The following is a 17,337-nucleotide window of genomic DNA, read 5'->3' as shown; positions in this document are numbered from 1 at the left end:
GACGCCATCTTGGCGAAAGCGTCGGCGCGGCGTCAGGGCTTAAAGAAGTCCACTCCGACCCGAATTCTTTGGCGCTTGCGCTTAAGATCCTGCATCAGATCCGTCGAATCCATATAGCGGCTTCTTCTCAACAACCGATCTCCATGCCGCACGAGCTGGATAGTCCAACTTTTCGTCTTTTAGACGGCGCTTTGCGTGGGTTAAGAGCACGCGCGGATCAACCATGTTCTTGACCGCGGGATCGTCAGGGAGGCCGTAACTTTGCCCGCCATCTGAACTGAATGAGTGTTTTAGAAAACTCAATGCAAACCTGTCTAAATTTTGGTCTTCGCGCTTGATTGCAGCGAAAACTCTCTTTGCGGCATTGGGTGCCGTTCGCATGATCGTCCAAAGAACACGAGACGGGTTGCACACAGACCAGAATGTGCCTCCTTCGACCGCACTTATAGTGTTAGAAGCCAGCTTTCTTGACGCCGCATCTTGCTTGGATGAAACACACATCATAGAACCATTGTTCCGTTTTGGAGCTGCGCCGTCACTAATAATGTCGGCGGCTAGCGTCAAAGCATCTGGATCAATAGCGATCGTATGGGCAATATGAGGTGCACTGTGGGTCTGATTCGACGCTGTTAGATTTTCAATTGCCGTTCTGGCCAAGTTTTCTGCGGAGATCGTAAAGAAGCCTCGCCGATTCTTGGAACTTGAAATCGGCTCTCTATCTATCAAGCGCCCGATTGCTATGCAAAGACGCTCCAAATCGGCGATCTCTCCTTTTGATATCGTCTTCGCGACATCGCCCAGCATGTCTAAGAATCCAAGACAATTGTCAGAAGTTAGAGTCGTTTCAATTTGCGCGCGCTTGAGAGGCTCAAGGATGTAATGCCTTGCGTCGACCAGACTCACGTCTGTGACGCCAATCGCCATGCTCATTGCGATGTTGAGACGACTCGGTGCTGCTAAGTGACCTTCCACGTCGACTGCGTTTCCAAACGCGAAATGACCGCTCGCTTTAGCTGCAGCAGGAAAGAGGTGATGAACCAGCTTCTGAACCGCGACTGGGTTTGGTGTCTTTGCGAAAAGTCGATCCATTTTATCTCGATGCTCTTCTTGATGCTTCTTTTTATTCTCGTCGTAAGAAGACATGCCAGAAGTAAACAACTCCGGATTTCTCCGCAGTGCGTCGTAAACACGTGGAGCACGAACCATTAAGCACGACAATCCTAAAATATCTGCGAATACCACCTCGCCCCGAAGTCCCGGCTCAATTACGCTCACAGTGTTCATGACGCGCGTTACATCTCTTGGCTGCTCGAGGAGATCGCGCAATCCCTGGAAGTAAAGAGATTGAAGGCGCTCGTCCTGCTTCGCGAAACGGTTTGCAGTAGCTTCAACAGAAAGGGAAGCGATCCCTTCATTCAATAGTTGCAGGCGCGCATGCGCAGAGATGGCTGGCACGGGAAGGCGCACTTGAACAATCTTGTCGATGTAGTTGACCGCCTGCGGAACGGCGGCCGCCTTCAGCGCGCGTCGAACATATTCTGGATCCCACGCTACTACATATCCTACATTCGGTAAGTGCCCAACAGCTTTTATTATTCTCACCATTTCGAAAACTTCGGCGGGAAACAAGCGATCTACATCGTCGATGAACACGTAGATTTTTTTATCAAGTTCTTCCAGCGCCTTCTCAAGCCTCTCCTTTTGACCCTCTATATCCCTCGATTTTTGATCGGCGACTCCACCAGTCGCTTTGCCTGCCGATTTCAAAACACCTTTGACGATTGATGCCCAAGGTTCCGCGCCTGGCACCCATTTCACAAAGTCGAGAACATCTGCGTAGTTGATGAGCTCCTTAGAAGCCTTCTTCGCAACTTCAGCGTTGTCTTTGATCTTGATGGCTGTCGCAATGGAATTCAGAAACTGACGAAGGAGAGGATCACGCTCACCAACTAGCCATGGATTGAAATGAACTATGACAGTTCCTTCGCTGTCATCCATGCGGATTAGTTGCTCCATCATGGAGAGAATCGATGTCTTGCCGCTCCCCCACGGCCCCTCTATCGACAGGACAAATCCAGCCGCCGATGACACTCGCTTCAGTGCGGCAACTGCAGATTTTGCGAATCCCTTCCTCTGCAGTTTGTCGTGGTCGATAGCGTCCGATGGCTGGAGAGGTTGGTCTGATCCAATTACTGGTAGCTCGGTCGCCATTTTGTCTATCTTCCTAATGACTAAACTAACCACATACTTGCGAACTGCATTTTTCGTGACGTGCCGCCGGCCTCATCGACAAATTTACACTGCGCAATGCCTTCGTTGCTTCCAGCTATAAGCGGCGTGGCGAAAAATTGGTCGACAAAGTGATGAGGCATCTCCGACTTTTTATTAGTACCGTTTCCATTTCTATGGAGTACTAACAGCCGGCTCTGTCGGCTGTCCGAAATAGACCATGCACACTGCCTCACAGAAAGCTTGAGGTAGTTGTCCTTGAGAGTGGAGGCTATCCACTGCAGACACTGCTGCGTATGGCTTGGCCTTACTCGGTGGTACATAGCCGAGCAGGCCTTCCAAGTTCGGATCCACCAGATGAAGCTGAGCAGCGCCGTTGGGGAGCGCCGCAAGTATTTTCTGGTTAGTGGCCTGCTCAGAAACATTTCCGGGGTCAGCGTCGTGGAGGACTCTGTAGGGAATATTGAAAGCATTTAGGACGCGAAGGAAGGCTGGGATATTTGACTTTCCATTGCAGTCTATTAGTGTCAACTCCCGCCGTAGTCTCCGATGTCGCTCAAAAAAGCCTAGAACCTCGGCAGCACGATCGAACGCAGCGATCGCACTGAACTCCTCCATCAGCACCACGCTTTTCGCGAAGAAGAGTTCGTTCACTGCTGGATCAAACTTCGCTACAGCATTGAGTCGTTGCTTGTCAGCCTGATGAGTCGACCCTGGAAACAAGTCCTGCGTCACTTGATGAGATGTGGCATCACCAGTCGCAGTCTTGAATATCCGGACTATCGCCCGATAGCTATTCGCAGTATCTAGAAACAACGGTGAGTGGGTACAGCAAACCACCTGAGTGCCCGGCTGGGATGCCAGCTTATGCAGAACATCCCGCATAAGGCGTTCCATTTGCGGGTGAAGGTAAAGTTCCGGCTCTTCCAAAAGCAGAATTGTGGATCTTTGGAATCCTGGGGTCATTCCAAAATTCGCTTGGCCTTGGGCATCAGCCAATAGCTGTAGCAATGTCATGACCAGCGTACGCTGCAGACCATGACCTTGATCCCCAACATCAGTTTCAATGCCAGCCACAACATCGCGGATCACCAGAGACGTCGATGGGAGCACCATCGCTCGCAACTCCGGCGGCTCTGTTCGGATCAACGCGTGTCCGCCAATAACCTCATTGAGGCTCTGGTTGATCTTTTCTTGAAGATCTCTGACTTCTTGCGCTTGACGTAGGGGGTTAGCTTCATCAGGCCGGAACAACGCTAGGACTTCGTCCAAGGCTTCTCGCAACCTCGCCATTTCAGGCCGTTGCGCCAGACTGCGCTCAACGATCAGGTTGACGAGCTTCCCGTAGGTCGATGCATCTTTTGCATTCGTCTCATCACTGGCCTCATGAACAGCTCTCACGAAGATTGCTCGAGGAAGAATCGAGTTTGCGTTGCTCTTCCAGTTGCCCCCGCCTCCAGGGTTCGCAACCCAATTTGCGGCCCCCACGTCGACCAGATGTGGACGCTGATCTCGCAAGGCAGTCCTCAGCGCTTCCTTGGATACTGCGTTGGGCCGGACGCTACGATTGGGAAGGGCCGCGATTAGCCCCTGGTACTCATCCGGAAATGACGTCCAGGCTGAATCCGAATCGGGCCAACCAACGAAGGTTTCAGTGCTTGAAAACGAATAGAGCTGCTCTTTCCATCCACCGGACTCACCATCTTCACCCGGTTCGTACCAGAAACGCTTCTTCAGTATCCATTTGTCGCCATCCATGCGACCTCGGATGGCGATCTGGTCTGCCTCTTCGGTACCGATGCCGGAGAAATGTCCGATCAGTTCGATCGCGTTATCGGCATTTATCTGGTGCCTTCGAAATAGTGAAGCGTCTTTGGCAGCGCTTCCACTGAGAAACAGCGCGAGGGCTGACAAAACGGATGACTTTCCTGCATTGTTCTCGCCAATTATGACTAGCAGGTCTTCCCAGTTGAGGTTCACATACTCGATGCATTTGAAGTTGCGAATCTCAAAGCGGCGCAGTTTCATTGCTTACCTCTCACGAAGTCAGTTGCCTTCATTCAGCCCGCGTCGCCCGATTAACGAAGCGCAGCGCGGATCTACGTGATCGAAGACATAGAAATTGGGTGGAGTCGGCTTATCCAGCGCTGGCCCTTGAGCATCTAACACCACTGCCTCTCACAAGGCACCCCATCGTTATCCCCATCCATCTGCGTATTCGGGCAGTGCTGGATGAAGTACGTCGCTTCCTCGCATGAGCGCATCTGCGAGCAGTGCGTACGCCCATCGCATCGAGATGGCGCGGATGGCGCGGGAGCCGCGCTCGCGGCAATCGGTGCGTTATCCCGTGGCTTGATCCAGGACCGATCCTCCACCGGCATCGCCACCGGTTCGGGTGGTGGCACGCGCCGTTTCGGTGCCGCGACAGGAATCGCCTCGACCTTCGCAACGTGCGCCTGGTAGCGGTCGATGCCGACCAGCCCGATCGCGCCGATGGCGACCAGTGCAATGAAGCTCGTGAATTTCATGGAGTCCTCACTCCGATGCTTCGCCCGATTCTGCCCCAGTGGCTTCACGTGGCGGGGTGGTAATAGTTCACACGGGATGAGCGGCGTTGCTGGACTGGCATCGCGGGTGCGTTTCCATCGCGATCCGATTTCGCACAGTCGGGGCTGAAGCCCCTCCCACAGGAGCGAGCACCACGCCTTTCGCGGACTCGTGCTGAAGCCTGTCCCACGGGATCGAGCGCCTGGCCTTTCATGAAGCCCCTCCCATAACGGCATGCGCTACGCCCGACAGTCCCGATCACCACCCCAACCCCGACACCACCGGCATGGCGCGCGGGCCCAGCCGTCGGAAAGCCGACCAGAAGCAACCGATCAATTGCATTTCCGAAAGGAAAGCTAAAGATTGCATTTGCAAAAGGCAATGTATAAATTGCCAGCACTCCGACACATCTCGCGGGTGCCATGGATACGAACGCCTACACGATCCATACGCCAGGGCAGCTGGCCCCTTGCTGCGCGCCCTGCGCAAACAGCGCGGGCTGACGCAGGCCGACCTTGCCCGGCAGCTGGGCATCACCCGCCAGGCCGTCACCACGCTGGAAAGCCGCCCGGAGACGGCCACGTTCGAGCGACTGATGAAGGTCTGGGCCGTGCTCGGATTGGAAGTGTCCCTGCGCGCGCGCGCCGTCCCCACAGACCCGACGGAGTGGTGAGGCCATGGCCGAGCTGCACGTCTGGATGAACGGTGAAGCCGTCGCTTCCTGGCAACAGGCCGCGTCGGGTTCACGGTTGAGCTACCTGCCCGCGTGGCTGGCTTCGCCGCGCGCCCGGCCACTGTCCCTTTCGCTGCCGCTGCTGCCTTCCGGCGAAGACCACCGCGGCCATGTGGTCTCCGACTACTTCGACAACCTGCTGCCGGACAACGCGGAGATCCGCAACCGCATCCGCGACCGTTTCCGCCTGCGCTCGGCCGGCACCTTCGAACTGCTGCGGGAAATCGGTCGCGATTGCGTGGGGGCGGTGCAGTTGTTGCCGGACGAGCGGGCACCGGATGACCTCCACGAGATTCGATCCACACCCTTGAGCGAGGGCCAGGTCGCCGATGTGCTTCGGCGCGTCACCGCACGTCCACTGCCCGGCCAGGCGGCGGGCGACGACGGGGAATTCCGCATCTCGATTGCGGGTGCGCAGGAAAAGACCGGGCTGCTTCGCCATGACGGACAGTGGTGCCTGCCGATCGGCAGCACACCGAGCACCCACATCTTCAAGCTTCCGTTGGGGCTGGTGGGCAACATGCGCGCCGACATGGAACTCTCGGCCGAGAACGAATGGCTGTGCATGCAGCTGCTGGACGCATTCGGGATTCCCGTTGCGAGCACGGCGATGGAGTCGTTCGACGGGCAACGCGTGCTGATCGTGGAGCGTTTCGACCGCAGGCTGGCGCGCGATGGCACGTGGTGGATGCGCTTGCCGCAGGAGGACATGTGCCAGGTCTTCGGCCTGCCGCCTTCGCGCAAGTACGAAGCCGATGGCGGTCCCGGCATCGTGCAGATCATGGATCTGTTGCGCCAATCCCTGGAACCGCAGGACCGCGCCACCTTCTTCAGGACCCAACTCCTGTTCTGGATGCTGGCCGCCACCGACGGGCACGCGAAGAACTTCAGCGTGCACATCGAACAGGGCGGCCGGTTCCGCATGACGCCCATCTACGATGTCCTGTCGGTGTATCCGATCCTCGGCCGCGGTCCCGGCCAGCTGGACCCTCACGACGCAGCGCTGGCGATGTCGGTGGCGGGCAAGAATCGCCACCGCCGTATCACCGAGATCCGCCGACGGCACTGGAACGCCACCGCGCGTGCCTGCGGGATCACCGACGGTGCCGAGCCCTGGATCATCGAACTGTTGGACCGCGTCGAGCCGGCAATCGCGGAGGTGCAAGCGCGGTTGCCTCCCGGCTATCCCGACCACGTGGCGACGTCGATCTTCGATGGCCTCAGGCAGGCTGCGGACCGGCTGGCGGCGATGCAACCCGAGGCGTGAACCATCACGGGATCATCGTCATTCCGTAGCGCCCAACCGCCAGCCCAACCCCGACACCCGCCCCGCATGGCGCGCCAGCGCGGCGGCGATCACATCCGCAGTTCCTGCGACATGCAATGCGGAACGCGCGCGGGTCAGGCCGGTGTAGAGCAGCTCGCGGCTGAGCACGCGGCTGTCGGCGCGCGGCAGCTGCAACCACACTTCGTCGAACTCGCTGCCCTGCGCCTTGTGCACGGTCATGGCGAAGGCGGATTCGTGCGCGGGCAACGCGGCGGGATGGAAGGCGCGCACGTGGTCGCTGCCTTCGCCCGAGAACCAGGCCAGCGGCGTGCCGTCGGCATCGGCCAGGCAGATGCCGACGTCGCCGTTGAACAGGCCGTGGCGATAGCTGTTCTCGGTGATCAGCAGCAGGCGGCCGGGGAACCACGCGGGCGGGGTGCCGATGCGGCGGCCGGAGAGTGCGACTTCGATGCGGGCGTTGAGGCCGCGCGCGCCTGACGGGCCTTCGCGCAGCGCGGTGAGCAGGCGCAGCCGATTGCCCTGCCGCAGCGCCTGCGCGGGATCGGTGTGCGTGGCCAGCGTGCGGAAGTGCGCGAGCAGATCCGGCCGCGCCTGCAGCGGATCGTCCACGCCTTCGTGGAAATGCACATTGGAGAGCGTGCCGCCGCGCAGCAACGAGAGCGCTTCCAAGGCATCGCCGTTGCGCACGGCCTCGGCGAGTGGCGCGAGGTGCAAGGCTTCGCTTTGGCGCCAGCCGTGTTGGAGGTGGACGCGATGGCCCACCAGGTGGTTCGTACCCGCATCGACCGGCACGTCGCCGAGCAATGGATGCAACGCGGCCGCATCGCCCATCGACAACGCATCGCCGGCACCGGCGGCACCGAGGATCGCGGCCAGCACATCGCCGGCTTCGACCGAGGGCAACTGGTCGGGGTCGCCCAGCAAGACCAGTTGCGCGCCGTCGGCCACCGCTTCGGTGAGCTTGCACATCAGCGGCAAGTCGACCATCGAGGCTTCGTCGACCACCACGATGTCGAACGGCAGCGGGTTGTCTTTGTTGTGGCGAAAGCGCGGCGAGTCCGGAACGGTGCCGAGCAGGCGATGCAGGGTGCTGGCCTGCGCGGGCAGCGCTTCGAGCAAGGCGGCGCCGATGCCCTGTTCGGCCATCTGCGCGACGGCGCGACGCAGGCTTTCCGCCATGCGTTCGGCGGCGCGGCCGGTGGGCGCGGCCAGCGCGATCCGCGGCGGCGTGGTGCCGGCTCGGCTCGCCTGCGCAACGCGCAGGGTGAGCAATCGAGCAATCGTGGTGGTCTTGCCGGTGCCGGGACCGCCGGTGACCAGCAGCAACGCGCGGCGCAGGGCGAGGGCGGCGGCGCGGGCCTGGTGGTCGCCGCTATGTGCGTCCGGGAACAGTGTCGCGAACAACAGCGCGATCGGTTCGATTCCGATCTCCGGATTCGGCGCCGATGCGATGCGCCGGAGTTGCATCGCCAACCGACGTTCGTATTCGCGATAGCGGCGCAAATACAACAAGCCGTTGTCGAGGACGAGCGGCGCGGTCTGCGCTTCATCGATCGGCGATGCCGGCGTGGCGACGAAGCGCGATGCGGCGAGTTGCTGCCGCCATGCCTCGGCATCGGGCCAGGCGATATCGGCATCGACCAGTTGCCGCGGCGATGCAGGATCGAAGCCGGCATGTCCCTGCGCGACAGCGAGCGAGGCCAACGCGGCGGCGGCCAGCACATCGTCCGGCGTGTCCGGATCGAGGCGGCGCATGGTGTTGGCCAGTGCATCGTCCAGCGTGCGCAAGACGCCGGCCTGTTGCAGGGCGCGCAGCAGGCTCATGCGGCGGCTCCGATGGCATCGCCGCCGCCGAACAACGCGTCCAGCGCATCGACGAGTTCCGGGGTGAAGCGTTGCGCATGGATGCCGGGCGAGTCGTCTCGATCCGCATCCAGCCCGCGACAGAACACGTAGCGGATGCCGCCGAAATCGCGGGCGTAGTCGTAGCCGTCGCGCAGGCGGAAGCGCAGCCAGCGGTGAAGGGCGAGCGTGTAGATCAGCGCCTGCAGGTCGTATTCGCTGTGCGCCATGGCGCGCTGCAGGTTGGGGGCGTCATACGCGGGCAGGCGGTTGGATTTGTAGTCGAGCACGTACCACTTGCCGGCATGGCGATAGGTCAGGTCGATCAGGCCGGTCATCAGGCCTTCCAGCCGCTGGCGCAGGCCGAAGCCGTTGCGCTCGCGCACCACGCCATGCGCGTGCAGCAGTTGCAGCAGCGCATCGACCTGGGTCGTGCGCAGCGAGAACTGGAATTCGATTTCCGCGCGGCGATCAAAGGCAGGCACATCGCACAGGCGAACGCCTTCCGGCAGCGCGACGGTCAGCGTCTGCCCGACGAACTGCGTGGTCAGCGCGACGCCGTCCTCCAGCACGTCGGCGCCATAGCCTTCCTTGCCGAGCGCGTCGACGATGACGTCGGCCTCGTCGTTCGGCGCAACATCGCCCGCGCGCCAGTCGCGCCATGCCGCGAAGTCCGCATGTTCCAGCGCCGCGTGCAGGGCCACGCCGTAGCGGTTGCCGGCGAAGCGTGCGTCGAAGTCGGTGTCGACCGGCGCGTCTTCGCTGGCGTCCGGTTCGTCGTTGCCTCCGCTCGCGGGCAAGGTGGACGCACTGGCGGTCTCGATGCCGGCATCGGCCTTGGCCAACTGGCTGAAGCTGTAGACCCACCAGTCGTGCGAGAGCCGGCGCGTGACGCTGCGCGCGGGCGGGATCGTGGCATCGGATTCGGCGGGCAACCGTGCCAGCTGATCGGGCGAGCGCGATGCATCGAACACGATGCCGGCGTTGGTCAACGCATCGACATCGCCCAGCATCTTCGCCAGCGGCGTCTTCACTGCGTTGAAGAAATTTCCGCTGGCGATCCACAGCGCGTGCTCGGCGCGCGTCAGGCCCACGTAGAGCAGGCGCGCATCCTCGGCCAGTTGCTCGTGCTTCCATGCCTCGCTGGCGGTGTTCCATTCCGCTTCCGGCAGCTCCAGACCCCAGTGCAGGCGACGCTGGCCGCTGGCGGCGTCATGCGCCACGCAACAGCGACCGGGCGATGGCGGCTTGCCGCCGATGCCGACGAAGGGCAGGAACACCAGCGGATACTCCAGCCCCTTGCTTTTGTGCAGGGTGACGATCTGTACGCGGCGCGCGTCGGACTCCAGCCGCAGCAGTTGCGTTTCGTCGTTGGAATCCGCGGTGGCGATGCGCTGGCCCAGCCAGTCGACCAGGCCATGCAGCCCGAGCGCGCCGGCCTGCGCTTCCTGCAGTAGTTCGGCGAGCTGCAGGTAATTGCTCATGCGTCGCTCGCCATCGAGCAGGCCGAGCAGGCGTTCCGCATGCGTCGCGCAGAGGTCGCCGATCAACGCGAGCGGGCCGCCGCGCAACAGGCGTTCGCGCCAACCCATCGCGCGTTGCTGCCAGACGCGGTGCGCGTCAGCATCTGCCTCGAGGTTGTCGATGCCGAGCGCATCCACGCCGACCAGCACCGTCGACAGCGCGGTGCGCAGGCGGCCGTCATCGCCGCCGTGCAACAAGGCCAGCAGCAGCGCGTGCAGGTCGCGCGCTTCGGCGGTGGCGAACAGGCTCTGCTTGCCGGCCGCCACCGCGGCGATGCCGACCAAGGCCAGCGCCTGCTGGATCATCGTGGCCTCGCGATGGCTGCGCACCAGCACGGCGATGTCGCCGGGCTGCACGGGTTCGCCGTCGATCAGTGCCTTGCCGGCGCGCGCCTCCGACAGTACGGCGTGGATCGCCGCGACGCAGGCATGGGTCGCCAGTTCGCGCGATTCGCTCGCGCTCCACGGCTTCTGCTTGCCCTTGTCGTCGACCGGTGGTTTGGGTGCGCACCAGACCGTCAGCGCGGGTGCGGGTTCGCCATTGCGTAGGAACCCGTCGTCGCGACGCTTGCCGCCGGCTTCAACCGCGAAGAAACCGATGCGCGGATCGATGAAGGCCGCATCGCCAGCGTTGTCGTACATCGCGGCAACGGCGCGGAGCAGCGCAGGACGCGAACGGAAGTTATGCGACAGCGGCGGCGCAGGCTCGGCGATGTTCGCCGCAGCAAGATAGGTGTGGACGTCGCCGCCGCGGAATCCGTAGATCGCCTGCTTGGGATCACCGATCAAAAACAGTGCGGGCGCATCATTATCGCTCCCGAACACGCGATTGAAGATCGCCCACTGGCGTGCGTCGGTGTCCTGGAATTCGTCGACCAAAGCGACCGCGTATTGCGTGCGCAGTTGCCGCACCAGCGTGCCAGCATCGTCCTGCGCCAGCGCATCGGCGACGCCGTCGATGAGGTCGTCGTAGGTCTGCACGCGGCGCTGTTGCTTGAGTAGCGCCAGGCGTGCGCGCGCATCGTCGCGAATGCGATGCAGCAGGTTGCCGCGACGGCGCGCGAGCAATCCATCCAGTGCCAGCAAGGCATCCAGGTAATACGCCACCGCGTTGCTGACATGCGCCGATACGGGCGTCCTGTCCGCGTTGCCTTTCTTGGTGCCCGCCGCCAATGCGGTCGCAGTCAGTTTTTCCAGCTTGGGATGCGGCGCGCCCGCCAGCCACGGATCGCAGGCGAAGCCCTGCAGCCACTGGCGCAGGTTGGCCAGCCATGTCTGCTTGTATTGCCCGCGGTGCATCACGTCGGCATCGATCGCAGCGGCGAGGGCATCCAGGAAGTCTTCGCCGTACTCGTTCCACGCCTGCTGCAGCGCGACTTGTGCGTGGAGCACGTCGCGTTGCAGAGCATCGATGCTTGCGGCGAGCCCGGCATCGGCCAGCGGCGGAAACAGCACCGGTTCGCGCAGTAATGCGGGCAGGTCTTTGGCCAGATCCTCGAAGCCACCCGACCACAACATCGCCAAATCGTCCGCGCCTGCGCTGTCCTGTGCATGCACGCGCCACAGGTCGGCGGCGAGTTCCGCGCGCAGGTCGCGGTCATTGGTCAGGAGCGTGGCGGCATCGAAGCCCTGCCCGCTTTCCACTGCGTGTTCGCGCAGCACGCGCGCACAGAAACCGTGGATGGTGAAGATCGCGGCGAGGTCGGTTTCCAGCGTGGCCTGGCGCAAGCGGCGACGCAGTGATTCGTCACTCTCTTCACTGCGCGTGCGATGCGCATCCAGAAGTTGCCGGGTCAGCGAAGCTTCCGCGCTGTCGTCGTCGGCTGCAGGCGCGTCGAGCAAATCGAGCGTGAGTTGCAGGCGTTCGCGGATGCGCTTGCGCAGCTCCTGCGTGGCCGCCTCGGTGAAGGTCACCGCAAGGATCTGGCCAATACGCAGGCCGCGCTCGACGACAAGGCGCGTCACCAGCGTGGCCAGGGTGAAGGTCTTGCCGGTACCGGCGCTGGCTTCGATCAGCTGCAGGCCATCCAGCGGGAGATCGAGATACGGATCGCGCGCGATGTCGCTCATGCGGCGTCCTCCGCATCGTCATCCGGCAACATGGCATCACCGAGTTCGATCGCCATCGGAATGCCACGCGTGACCGAGCCGAACACGATGCCGGTGATGCGCGCGAAGTCGCGCAGCGCAGCGGGATCGGCAAATGGATCGCGGCCGCGCAAGGCGAGCCGGATCGCGTCGCTGTCGCCCTCACCCCATTGCCGGTCGCCACCGCGCCAGCGTGCGGCGGCGTTGCGGATGCCGCGCTCGGAATCCTCCGCGGAGAACAACTCCCAGCCGCTGCACGGCGCGAACGGCAGCGGTTGCTGCAAGCCGTCGCGGCGCAAGGTCATCAGGCTACGCAATGCGTCGATCGCTTCGCCTTGCGAAAGTGGTGCACGCACATGCGCATCGATACCGGCATCGACATCGTCCCGGACTTCGACGAACGGCACATCGAAACCTGCAGCCGATGCCAGCAACCAGTCCAGTCCATTGCGGATCGACGAATTGCCGTTCGGCTTGCCGAAACGCAATCGCGCGATGCCGTTCGGCCACACATCACCGAGGCGACCATGCAGGCGCAGACCGTCGATGTCGACGTGCAACGCGTGCGATGTCGGCTCGTCGCCGCTACGCCACTGCGCAAAGGCCTGCGCATACGGCGCGACTTCCTTGATCACCTCGGCCAATGCGCGCGCGCCGAGCGGACCGGATGGCAGCAAGCCGCGAGCGCGCAATGCGGGCTGCATCGCCGTGGCAGCGTCGCCTTCCAGCAGCCGGTCGAACACCGCGCGTTGCAAGGCCATGCGGTCGAGTCCGCGTGCAGCCGCCTGCAACGGTTCGATGTCTTCGGCCGCCGCCTCCAGTTCCGGCAGGCGCAGGCCCAGGCGCTGGCGCAGGAACTGCTCGGCCGGCGCTTGCAGGAAGCGGCGCAGCGCATCGAGCGAGAGGTCGGTCTCTGCTTCAAGCGGCGATGCGAGCAAAGTCGCCGTTTCGAGCCACGGAGCAAGCGATTCGCGCGAGCCGGACAGTCGCCCGGCTGCCGGATGCCAATGGCCGCGATAGCTGAAGAGCCGCGCGTCATCGGCACCGAACGCGGCCGGCGAGAACGGCTGCAACGGGTGCCGCAGCACCAATGCGCTGACGGCTTTTTCCGGTTGCGCGTGGTAGTCGCCGGCAGCGGCGAGCAGCTCGGACACCAGCGCGGAAGGTTCGCGCGCGCTGCCGTCGCGCGGATCGGCACCGAGCCAGCTCAGGTAGAACACGTCCTGCGCGGCAGAGAACAGTTGCAGGAACAGATAGCGGTCGTCGTCACGGGTGGAGCGATCACCGTGGCGACGTCGATCCGTGCCGAGATCTGCCGTCAGGCGATTGAGCCCGGCCGTACTGTCGCGCCGCGGGAAGTCGCCATCGTTCATGCCGAGCAGGCAGATCGCGCGGAACGGCAACAACCGCATCGGCACCATCCGCGCGAAGCTGACGCCGCCGGTCAGCAGCGGCGCGCGGATGTCCGCTTCGGTCAGTCGCGCGGTGAAATGCGCGCGCACGATCTCCGCCGCCAGCGGCGCATCGAAGCCGGCCTTGTGCGCCTGTTTCGCGAAGTCGTCGACCAGCGTGCGCAGGCGATCCAGCGCGCGTTGCCCGCTGGTCGTCGACGGCGGCCGAGGCAGCAATGCATCGAGCAATCCGAGCAGGCGTTCGCGCCACTGGGCGGGCGGCATCGCTTCGCCGAGGACGCGTTCGTTGCGCGCGAGCGTGCGCAGCATTTTCAGCAGCGCATCCAGCGCGGCCAACGCGCCGCCTTCGAGCTCGGGCCAGGGCGCAACGCCTGCGATGTGATCCTCACTGCCACTGGCATGGCCGAGCAGCAAGCGATCCAACGCGAACTGCCAGGTGTAGGCATCGTCCTGCGGCCCACCCTGCCGTTCGCGATGCCGCGCATCGATGCCCCAACGCGCGCCGGCCGCATGCAGCCAGCCGTGCAGGCGCTCGAAATCGGCAGCGTCCAGGCCGGCGGCTTCGGCCAATGGCGGACTGGCCAGCAGATCGAGCACTTCCTCCAGCCCGAAGCGCGACACCGGCAGCGCGAGCAGGCGCAGGAACACATCGGCCAGTTGCTCGCCGGCCAGCGGGCTGGCATCGGCCAGCGCATACGGGATCGCCTGTCCGGCATGGCCATCGCTGCCGAACACCGCATCGAGATACGGCACGTACGGATCGATGTCGGGTGCCAGCACCGCGATGTCGCGCGGCTGCAGCGGCGGATCGAAGCGATTGTCTTCGAGTAGTGCGCGCAGGCGGTCGTGCAGCACCTGCAGTTCGCGCAGGCGGGTGTGGCAGGCGTGGAACTGCAGGCTGGCGTCAGCGGCATCGACGCCATCGCGTTTGCTGCCTGACGGTTCCACGCGGCGATGGAACAGGTCGGCCTGCATGCGTTGCAGCAGGCCGTCGTTCGCGCCTTCCGCGGGATCCGCATACGCGGCGATCTCGCCGGAGGGATGCACGACCTCGTAGCTGCCAAGCAGCGCCATGAAGTCCTTGCCCGCCGCGCCCCAGTCGCGCAGCAACGGGTTCTCGCGGGCCTCGTCGCCGAACGGTTCGACGCCCTCGCGCAGGCGTGCGCCCAGCGATTGCAGGTCGCCCCAGTAATGCTTCGTCGGTGTCGGCAGGTAAAAGTGCAGCGTGCCGACGCGCGACTGCGTGGCCAGCACGCGCAGCACGTCTGGCGAGATGTTGAGCGTACCGAATGCGAACAAACGCCTGGGCAATCCGACGGGCAGCGCATCGCCATCGCTGAAACGCGCGAGGTAATCCTGGATCCGCCGCGCGCGATGCTGGCGGCCCGCGGCGACCGCGCGCCACAGGATCGCCTGCGGATCTTCGGGATCGGCACCGCCGTCCCAGCGCAGCAGCCAGTCGCGACGCCAAGCCTGGTATTTGTTGAAGACGTTGGCGAGTTCGCCGGCGAGCGACCAGGATTTCAGCGGGTCCGCATCGGCAAGATAAGCAGCGAGCTGGGCCATCGCCAGCTTCCCGCGCAACGCGGGATCGGACAGCGCGGCGTGCAGGCGCCAGTGCAGGGTGTCGAGGTCGAGGTCGTCTTTCGATGCGCCGAGGTTTGAATCCAGCGCGCGCGCGACGAATTCGCCGGGGGTGAGGAATTCGAGATTGGCGGCGATGCCGTGGCGCGCGGCCAGCGTGGCCTGCAACCAGCGCCGCATCGCCACCTGCGGGATCAGGATGGTGTCCGGGGCCAGCAGCGACTGATCGGGCACGTTACTGCGCAATTCTTCCGCCAGCAGGCCGGCCAGTACGTCCAGCGCGTTGCCGTGATAGAGGCGGAAGTCGGGTGCGGGGCTCATCGGTCATCGCATTGTGCCGGAGCGGGTCTCGCGGGCTGCGACCTGGTGCAGGCCTGCGATGCGGATCCGTGGCGAACTGCTTCGTTCAGGCTGAAGGTGCTGGCCGTGCCGCGGACGGGTACCATTCCTGTACCAATCAGTTCAGCCGTGTCGCACGCCGGCATGCCGAACCCGTGCGTTTCGATGCCGCGCCGACCCCGCCAACGGATCCCGCTTTACCCGATGACCGATGCCTCCCTTCCCGCCGTGCGCCTGCAGGCCGTCCGTCTCGATCGTGGCAGGCGCGCGATCCTGTCGGGGCTGGACTTGTTGGTACCGGGAGGCAGCATCACCGCGGTGCTGGGTCCGTCCGGCAGCGGCAAGTCCACGCTGCTGTCGGCATTGACCGGTGAACTGGTGCCGACCAGCGGATGCGTGGAACTCTTCGGCACGCCGGTACCGCGCAATGCGCGTGCGTTGCTCACGATGCGCAAAAGCCTGGGCGTGCTGCTGCAGGGCAATGGCCTGCTGACCGACCTGACCGTGGCCGAGAACGTGGCGCTGCCGCTGCGCACGCACACACGTTTGCCGGAGCCGGTGCTGCAGGCGCTGGTGCGGATGAAGCTGCACGCGGTGGGCCTGCTGGCCGCCGCCGATGCCTGGCCGCGCGAACTGTCGGGCGGCATGGCCCGGCGCGTCGCTCTGGCCCGCGCACTGGCACTGGATCCGCCGCTGATGCTGTACGACGAACCGCTGACCGGCCTCGACCCGATCGCATCGGGCGTCATCACCGCCCTGATCCAGCGGCTCAACCGCAGCCTGGGCCTGACCAGCATCATCGTCAGCCACCACGTCCGCGAAACCCTGCCGATCTGCGACCAGGTGGTGGTGATCGCGAACGGACGGATCGTCTTCGCCGGTGTTCCGGCCGCATTGGAATCCACTAGCGATCCGCTGCTGCGGCAGTTCCTCGACGGCCAGCCGGATGGACCCATTGCTTTCGACGCGCAAGTGCGCACGCGGGACGCCGCCTGATGGCCTTCGCCGAGGCGATCCGCTCGGTCGGCCGTGGCGGCCTGTTCGGGCTGACCATGCTGCGCGGCTCGGTGCCGACCCGCGACTTCCTCGCCGAACTGGTGCGCGAGATCTACAAGGTCGGCGCGCGTTCGCTGCCGATCATCGCGGTCGGCGGCGCCTTCGTCGGCCTGGTGCTGACCCTGCAGGGCTACCGCACGCTGAGCACGTATGGCGCAGTCGATGCGCTGTCGACCCTGCTCGGCCTGTCGCTGTATCGCGAGCTGGCACCGGTGCTGACCGCGCTGCTGTTCATTGGTCGCGCCGGCAGTTCGATCGCCGCCGAACTCGGGCTGATGCGCGCCACCGACCAGATCAAGGCGCTGGAACTGATGGCGATCGATCCGGTCGCCAAGGTCGTCGCGCCGCGCTTCTGGGCCGCGGTGCTGACCGTACCCTTGTTGACCGGCATCTTCGTGTCGCTGGCGATCAGCGCCGGCTGGTTCCAGGCGGTGCAGGTGCTCGGCATCGACAACGGCAGCTTCTGGTCCGGCCTGCGCGGCAGCGTCGATTTCTGGGACGACTTCGGTGTTTCGATGCTGAAGTCGGCGGTGTTCGGCGGCATCGCCGCACTGGTCGCCGCCTACGTCGGCTTCCACGCCGAGCCGACCATCGAAGGCACGTCGGTGGCGACCACCCGCGCGGTGGTCAATGCCTCGCTGCTGGTACTCGTCTTCAACTTCATCCTTTCCGCCCTGCTGTTCCGTTGAACGAGTG

Annotated in this window: 10 protein-coding genes; 4 read left to right on the top strand and 6 right to left on the bottom strand. The window is 63.7% G+C overall.

Features of this window, described 5'->3' with window-relative positions:
• Positions 1 to 81 precede the first annotated feature (81 nt).
• The 3 genes from H9L16_RS05445 to H9L16_RS16125 form a co-directional block, all read right to left on the bottom strand.
• Positions 82 to 2,211: a KAP family P-loop NTPase fold protein gene (locus H9L16_RS05445; protein WP_187553535.1), complete on the bottom strand. Its 2,130-nt coding sequence runs from the start codon at positions 2,209 to 2,211 to the stop codon at positions 82 to 84.
• Positions 2,212 to 2,403: 192 nt separating this feature from the next.
• Positions 2,404 to 4,257 carry an AAA family ATPase gene (locus H9L16_RS05440; RefSeq protein ID WP_187553534.1) on the bottom strand — a complete coding sequence of 618 codons (1,854 nt, stop codon included), beginning with the start codon at positions 4,255 to 4,257 and terminating at the stop codon, positions 2,404 to 2,406.
• 134 nt (positions 4,258 to 4,391) lie between these two features.
• Positions 4,392 to 4,757: an excalibur calcium-binding domain-containing protein gene (locus tag H9L16_RS16125; RefSeq protein WP_229796552.1), complete on the bottom strand. Its 366-nt coding sequence runs from the start codon at positions 4,755 to 4,757 to the stop codon at positions 4,392 to 4,394.
• 488 nt (positions 4,758 to 5,245) lie between these two features.
• Between H9L16_RS16125 and H9L16_RS05430 the strand changes: the two genes are divergently transcribed.
• Together H9L16_RS05430 and H9L16_RS05425 are read left to right on the top strand one after the other, a co-directional pair.
• Positions 5,246 to 5,449 (top strand): helix-turn-helix domain-containing protein, encoded by a 204-nt coding sequence (locus H9L16_RS05430; protein WP_233449412.1) that lies wholly within the window; start codon positions 5,246 to 5,248, stop codon positions 5,447 to 5,449.
• Positions 5,450 to 5,453: 4 nt separating this feature from the next.
• Positions 5,454 to 6,776, top strand: coding sequence for a type II toxin-antitoxin system HipA family toxin (locus H9L16_RS05425; RefSeq protein WP_187553533.1), 1,323 nt, complete (start codon positions 5,454 to 5,456; stop codon positions 6,774 to 6,776).
• A gap of 18 nt (positions 6,777 to 6,794) precedes the next feature.
• Here the strand turns inward: H9L16_RS05425 and recD are convergent, their stop codons facing one another.
• The 3 genes from recD to recC are packed head-to-tail and all read right to left on the bottom strand — an operon-like array spanning position 6,795 to position 15,567.
• Complete coding sequence (recD, locus tag H9L16_RS05420; protein ID WP_187553532.1) at positions 6,795 to 8,621, bottom strand: exodeoxyribonuclease V subunit alpha; 1,827 nt, start codon at positions 8,619 to 8,621, stop codon at positions 6,795 to 6,797.
• Positions 8,618 to 12,232: an exodeoxyribonuclease V subunit beta gene (gene recB / locus H9L16_RS05415; RefSeq protein WP_187553531.1), complete on the bottom strand. Its 3,615-nt coding sequence runs from the start codon at positions 12,230 to 12,232 to the stop codon at positions 8,618 to 8,620. The genes recD and recB overlap by 4 nt, the downstream gene beginning before the upstream one ends.
• Entirely contained in the window at positions 12,229 to 15,567 is a 3,339-nt protein-coding gene (recC, locus tag H9L16_RS05410; protein ID WP_187553530.1) for an exodeoxyribonuclease V subunit gamma, read from the bottom strand. The genes recB and recC overlap by 4 nt, the downstream gene beginning before the upstream one ends.
• A 222-nt stretch (positions 15,568 to 15,789) precedes the next feature.
• On the opposite strand from recC, the gene H9L16_RS05405 reads away from it, so the two are divergent.
• Positions 15,790 to 16,581, top strand: a complete 792-nt coding sequence (locus tag H9L16_RS05405; protein WP_187553529.1) for an ABC transporter ATP-binding protein — start codon at positions 15,790 to 15,792, stop codon at positions 16,579 to 16,581.
• Positions 16,581 to 17,330, top strand: coding sequence for an MlaE family lipid ABC transporter permease subunit (locus H9L16_RS05400; RefSeq protein ID WP_187553528.1), 750 nt, complete (start codon positions 16,581 to 16,583; stop codon positions 17,328 to 17,330). Before H9L16_RS05405 ends, H9L16_RS05400 begins: the two co-directional genes overlap by 1 nt.
• Positions 17,331 to 17,337 lie beyond the last annotated feature (7 nt).

Source organism: Thermomonas carbonis, from assembly GCF_014396975.1.
Taxonomy (GTDB): domain Bacteria; phylum Pseudomonadota; class Gammaproteobacteria; order Xanthomonadales; family Xanthomonadaceae; genus Thermomonas; species Thermomonas carbonis.
The sequence above is the reverse complement of the archived record's forward strand: the minus strand, read 5'-3'. Positions and strand labels throughout refer to the sequence as shown.

Excerpts from the sequence above, each read along its gene's own strand:
- H9L16_RS05440 (WP_187553534.1), bottom strand. The coding sequence starts at position 4,257 with ATGAAACTGCGCCGCTTTGAGATTCGCAACTTCAAATGCATCGAGTAT.
- H9L16_RS05445 (WP_187553535.1), bottom strand. The coding sequence starts at position 2,211 with ATGGCGACCGAGCTACCAGTAATTGGATCAGACCAACCTCTCCAGCCA.
- H9L16_RS16125 (WP_229796552.1), bottom strand. The coding sequence starts at position 4,757 with ATGAAATTCACGAGCTTCATTGCACTGGTCGCCATCGGCGCGATCGGG.
- recD (WP_187553532.1), bottom strand. The coding sequence starts at position 8,621 with ATGAGCCTGCTGCGCGCCCTGCAACAGGCCGGCGTCTTGCGCACGCTG.
- H9L16_RS05405 (WP_187553529.1), top strand. The coding sequence starts at position 15,790 with ATGACCGATGCCTCCCTTCCCGCCGTGCGCCTGCAGGCCGTCCGTCTC.
- H9L16_RS05425 (WP_187553533.1), top strand. The coding sequence starts at position 5,454 with ATGGCCGAGCTGCACGTCTGGATGAACGGTGAAGCCGTCGCTTCCTGG.
- recC (WP_187553530.1), bottom strand. The coding sequence starts at position 15,567 with ATGAGCCCCGCACCCGACTTCCGCCTCTATCACGGCAACGCGCTGGAC.
- H9L16_RS05400 (WP_187553528.1), top strand. The coding sequence starts at position 16,581 with ATGGCCTTCGCCGAGGCGATCCGCTCGGTCGGCCGTGGCGGCCTGTTC.
- recB (WP_187553531.1), bottom strand. The coding sequence starts at position 12,232 with ATGAGCGACATCGCGCGCGATCCGTATCTCGATCTCCCGCTGGATGGC.